6 protein-coding genes are annotated in these 5,383 nt (G+C 63.5%); all 6 read left to right on the plus strand.

The window, feature by feature from the left end:
• The first annotated feature begins 102 nt into the window (after positions 1 to 102).
• Positions 103 to 945, plus strand: coding sequence for a helix-turn-helix domain-containing protein (locus tag ACFE64_RS07800; RefSeq protein ID WP_375391893.1), 843 nt, complete (start codon positions 103 to 105; stop codon positions 943 to 945).
• A 301-nt stretch (positions 946 to 1,246) separates the two neighbouring features.
• On the plus strand, positions 1,247 to 2,059 hold the full coding sequence (locus ACFE64_RS07805) for an esterase/lipase family protein (RefSeq protein ID WP_375391894.1): 813 nt from the start codon (positions 1,247 to 1,249) through the stop codon (positions 2,057 to 2,059).
• 46 nt (positions 2,060 to 2,105) lie between these two features.
• Positions 2,106 to 2,582, plus strand: coding sequence for a hypothetical protein (locus ACFE64_RS07810; RefSeq protein ID WP_375391895.1), 477 nt, complete (start codon positions 2,106 to 2,108; stop codon positions 2,580 to 2,582).
• A gap of 574 nt (positions 2,583 to 3,156) precedes the next feature.
• On the plus strand, positions 3,157 to 4,422 hold the full coding sequence (locus ACFE64_RS07815; RefSeq protein ID WP_375391896.1) for a hypothetical protein: 1,266 nt from the start codon (positions 3,157 to 3,159) through the stop codon (positions 4,420 to 4,422).
• Positions 4,423 to 4,441: 19 nt separating this feature from the next.
• Complete coding sequence (locus ACFE64_RS07820; RefSeq protein WP_375391897.1) at positions 4,442 to 5,035, plus strand: hypothetical protein; 594 nt, start codon at positions 4,442 to 4,444, stop codon at positions 5,033 to 5,035.
• An 8-nt stretch (positions 5,036 to 5,043) separates the two neighbouring features.
• Positions 5,044 to 5,383, plus strand: a 340-nt coding sequence (locus ACFE64_RS07825; RefSeq protein WP_375391898.1) for a hypothetical protein, incomplete at its 3' end; no start/stop codon positions are given.

The following is a 5,383-nucleotide window of genomic DNA, read 5'->3' on the forward strand; positions in this document are numbered from 1 at the left end:
GTGAACCGGATCCGCGACGCCTGGGGCCTCAAGCGCGCCGGCGGCCGCATACAGGACGCGGTCGAGCGCGCGATCGACGTGTCCGTCCGCGCCGCGCGGCTGGTGCGCGACGGCGACTTCCTGACGGTGCCCGGGCGACAGCCGAAGGTAAGGGACCGCAGCTCGGTGCGCTCGCCGAACCTGAGGCGGCCGGACACGCTGCCGCCCGCCGAGATTGAGGTCGCCATCGTCGACGTCGTGCGCGCCAACTTCGGCGCGTCCGACGAGCAGGTCTGCTCGGTCGTGTCCCGCGGGCTCGGCTTCAAGTCGACGAGCAGCCAGCTGCGCGACGCGATCGCCGAGGTGCGCGAGGCGGCGCTGGCGAAGGGTTGGCTGGCGCGGCGCGACGGACTCCTGATCCTGGGGCCGAACGCCCCGGTGCCGTCGCCGCAGCGCCCGCCGTCCCCGCTTACCGCGCTTATCGCCGAAGGCGAGCACGAGCGTCTCGAGTTTAAGGAGACTCTGAGGTGGGACGTGGCGCTGGGGCAGGAGAACAGGAAGCTCGAGGACGTCGTCGTGAAGACGCTCGCGGGCTTCGCCAACCGAGTCGGGGGCACGCTGCTGATCGGCGTCACGGACGACGGGCAGGCGAAGGGGCTGGACTGCGACTACGCCTGCCTCGGCGGCAACCGCGACAAGCTGGAACTGCACCTGACCAACCTCTTCACCAAGCACTTCGGCCAGGCCTGCCGGGCGGCGAAGATCCGCGTGAGTTTCCCCGACCAGGACGGGACGGCCGTGTGCCGGGTCGACATGGACCGATCGGCCCAGCCCGTGTTCGTCAGCCTCGCGGACCGGGGCGGCAACATGGCCGAACGCTTCTACGTGCGGTCGGGCAACTCGACGCAGGAAATGAAGCTGAGCGAAGCCACGCCCTACATAAGAGAGCATTTTGCAAGCGCCTGAGATGGAACGGGTGCCAATCGACCATCAACAGGACCCACTTGCGGACGTCCAAGGCGGGGTTGCTGCTTCCCGACTTCTGCCATTTGTTCATCCCAATCACCCGTCCGGACGGCCCATCGTTCAGCCAGCCGATAAGCGCTTGTAGCCATCGACATATGCGTCGACCTCAAGAACTTCTCACGTCGGGCGATCTAGCCTAGCGTTCAGCGACTGATCGGGGTTTGGTCATGATCAACTTGTGTGTGACCGTCCATGGCACTTTCGCGCCCGACGCGACGTGGATTGAGCCCGGCTCGGCATTGTGCCAGATCATCTCCAAGGCATCCGGCGCCGAGGTGGTGCCATTCCGCTGGGCGGCAATTCGCGGCGTGACGGCCTGGCAGCAGCCGAGGTTTTGCGCAGCACGGTTGACGAGTTAATCCTTCAACACCCCGATGCGCGCATCTGGCTCATCGGGCACAGCCATGGCGGAAACGTCTTGCGGTATGCTTACGCGAACGATTGCCCCGAACCGATTGACGGCTTCGTCTTCCTTGGAACGCCCTTCCTTGAGGTAATTCCCTGGAATGTCCGCAAGCTCCGCAAAACCTTCTTTGCCACCCTGACAGTGTCGCTCCTTGGGCTCATCCCCGCGACGCTCATGATGAACTTTACGATCATGCAGAGCCGCGCAGTCGCTCCCGGGCCGGCCGACCCGATGGAGGCGGCCGCCGAGGCGAGCGTGCGTGCCATCCTATTCCTCCTGCTGCTGCTAGGCTTATTCGCGAGCGCGGCGCTCGCGCTGGCCAGTCTGGCCACCCCCGCCCTCCGTCGCCGACAGTTTGCAGTGATGAAGGCGCTCAGGCCCCAGCCGCTGGTCCGGCCGTGCGACGTCGTGGTCTACGTGCCCGCCGACGAGGCGCGCTCGTGGCTATTAGTGCTTGACCTGCTTTGGACGGTGGCGGCCAAGGGGCTCCGGCATCTGATCAACGTCAACAATGCCGCCATGCGTCAGATGAGGCAGTTCCGCAGGCTTTTATATTTGCCACGTGCATCTACGTCCTTGGCTTTGGGGCCATGTTTGGCACTGTATATGCCGGACCAAGATCGGAATGGTTCGGCCCACTGTTCATAAGCATGCGCGCCGCCTTTGCGCTCGCCCCCTAGCCATGCTGCCGAGCATGTTGCCGCTGCTCACCATATCGGGCACCATGCTCGGATTCCCCTTCTTAGTCGCTGCGGGCCTCGTGTTTTCGACGGCGCTGCGGAGCTCGGTCATTGCCTTCGGCTGGGAAGGCATCACTGACTACCTGCTACTTCTTCCCAGGGTCGAACGGCAACAAAAAGGCAAAGAGGCGCGCCGCACCTTTCTGGTGCGAGCGGCGCCGTTTGTCGCAGCCCGGCTCAAGCAGAGCGGCTATTACGACGATCCCGCCGTAGCGGCGGCTGTCGCATCCGCCATCGCCGGATCCCGAGTAGGCGTGGAAGAACTTCTTTTCGCGACGCCAAGCACCCAACTGCGGGCTTCCGCCGCGCGCTTGGCCGTCAGACTGGCCGCTAATCTCTATTGGCTTCTGATCTTGAGCATCGCCGTGCCAGCGTTCTTCGTCACGGCAGCCGCTCTTTATGGGTTGCTGAAGGCCTTCCGTCTCATCTAGCTCCCAACGAGCGGCGGCTCGGCTCGCAAGGCAGACTGCCGGAGTTCAAGGAAAGTTTGAGTGCTGAGCGACACGCGCCAGGTGTGATCGGTACCGACGTTGGTCGACGCCAACCATGAGCATTGTGAACTGCCTCTCAGCTCGGGACGCGATAGGAGCGCCATAGACGATCGGCAGCTCTCGCGATGATCGTGCCTGATGCTGACCGGCCGAAAATCGAGGCGTAGCTGTCCAGGTAGCTGCTCGCAGTGTCGACCCAGAAGCAGCCGCTCACGCCGAGATTTACGACCTCTAAGATCGGACGCGTGTTCATCGGCTGACTACGCTCCAACTTCGGCGGAGGAGGCACGTCGACCAGGGCAAGGCCCTGCGCGCCCTCACCTCTTGTGGCACCTGTGTCGCACTTGGTGCGGCCAGCCTACAGCACGTCTACCATCCGAGTTACGATGGCGGCCTCCTGGCTGCGCCGCGCCGTCTGTGCGATGCGGCTCTTCTCGCTGTCCGTGAGCTTGGGTGGTCTGCGCTGTGCCATAGTGGTGTTTACAAACCGGACCGGCTGACCATTGCTCGGCAGATGAAGCCGCCAGCGATCAAGAACATCCAGACCTGGACGCGATTGATGCGCCTGGAGGTTCGTGGGCTCGCAAGCGAGGTTGGCAACGCGGCTTTGGCACTTCAGACGCAATGGCCCAACAACGGCGAAGGCCGCAAGATCAAGGAAACGTCCGAGTTAATTCTCCGGCTGACCGGTGATGCTCAAACGGTGGGCAAGATCGATGAGGCTTTCAAGCAACTGATGTCGTCTATTCTCGCTTTGGATAGCCTCAAGAGGTTGCGGTTCTTCAACCAGCACATTGGCGACCGCCAGCTCAAGTCGGCGCGTCACGGCACCGAGTTGTTCAGCGATGCCATCAACAGGCTGTCCGTCGAGGTGCCCCGCGGCATCGCCCAGTATAACGAGCAGCTCACCAGCGAGAAAAATCAGAAGAACGGCTCGCCCGCCACTCGGCTAAGATCGATCACGCAGCCACAGAAGCCCGGCCCTCTTGAGTATCAGGTGCGCCGCGATGCGTTCGCGATCAAGCATCGTGCCTCCGTGGCGCCGGACGCTGATAAGGCAAATGTGGGCAGCGCCAGGACGGTGTTGCTGGATCAGGGCCGTGGGTTGCTACTCGCTTTCGAGCAGTCAAATCAGGACCCGCGTGTCACAGCGATGATGCGAGAGGCGGTCGAGCGACTGGAAGGCCAGCACGACACCATCGCCCTTGGTATGGCGAACATCGGCGTCCAATCGCTGATCGGAGTTCTCGCCAACGAGCTGCCCGACCCGGTAATCGCGCAGTTGCGCACCTTCTGCGTGGGCGTTGGCATGTACCTGGGTCAATTCCCCGAGTGGACCCGGTATGCGGAGAACGCCGCCATGGCGGACTTCACGTCGGACGACGTGGACACAGTGCACGCCGCCGGCCTGGAGCTGGTTGCCAGCTTGAGGCAGGCGGCGCCTGTCGTGGACGACGAGATACCTCGCACGCTGCGTTGGATGCTGGAGGCTATGCGAAACCCCGGTAAGACCTCGATGCGTGCAGTGTTCGGCGTCATCCGCTCAATGGAGAACCTGGTCTCCATCGTCGTGAGCACGCTTGGAGGCTGGTTGGGCGCCTCCAACGACGGCATCAAGCAAGGGCTGACCACCGGCGCCAAGGCTGCGGCATCCATCGCTCTCCTCACCGCGGTGGCGCATCTTGCCATCAGCATCGCACCCGCCACTGCGGGAATCGTTCAAACCGCGTGGCTCGTGGAGGCTGGCAAGATCGTGCTGGCCGCACTCAAAGAGAAGTAGGCTGACTGCGCATGACTGGTTGGCGCGAACACTACCAACATGGCAGGGCCGGCTCGTCGCGGGGGTCGCACTGATCGGTGCCATCGTCGTCGGGCTCTGGCCCGACCACCCACGTGACATCGACGCCGAGAAGCTGGTCGCCGTTGTCCTCACGGGCGCCGCATGGTTGTTCGCCGAGCTGGCCAACAGCGGGGGCGTGAGCGAGCACGACAGGAAGCTGTTCGCCAGCATCGAGTCGCAATTCAGTGATGGCGTGCTCGCTCATCTTCGCGAGCACGACTTCGCCGTTGACGTTCACAAGACGAAGGCCAGCGCGCTCTGGGACTTGGGATACATGGAGGGGTCGCGCTACCGCTTCCTTGATCGCCCGCTCCAGGCCAAGTGGAGCGAGCTGTTCGCCGCCTTGCGCGAGTTCAACAACCTGCAGGCCGAATATCTCTCCCCCTCATCGACTAACGGCGACGCCCTGACCATTCACCTCCATGGAGAGCCGCGCTATCCTGTGCCAGCGTCGGTGCAGGCGGAGATCAAGAAGCTAAACGAGGCGGCTCCCGCGCTGGAGCGGCTGTTCAACGAGTTCGCCGCGCTCGCTCGCCGCCGGCTCGGCCTCTAGAGCGCGATATGGCCTCCAACCAGGACCAGCTCGTTGAAATGAGGCTGGCGCACCTGAACATGATCCAGGGCGCGATCACCAGAATGTCGGGCTTCAGCGCTAGCGCAAAGACCTTCACTGTCACGGTCCTGGCCGGCCTAGCCGCGATCTCCACCAACGCCGACAAAGCACAGCTCGGCATCATCGCGCTGCTCGCCGTTATCGTGCTCGCCGTGATGGATGTCTATTACCTCACGTTGGAGGGCCGCTTCCGCAACCTCTACGAGCAGGTGGAGCGGCGACCCATTCACGCCAGCTGTGAACCGCCCCGGGTTTGCCGGAGGCCATGGGTTGTGAGTCACGCTGCCA

This window comes from uncultured Sphingomonas sp. (genome assembly GCF_964250165.1).
Lineage (GTDB): Bacteria > Pseudomonadota > Alphaproteobacteria > Sphingomonadales > Sphingomonadaceae > Sphingomonas.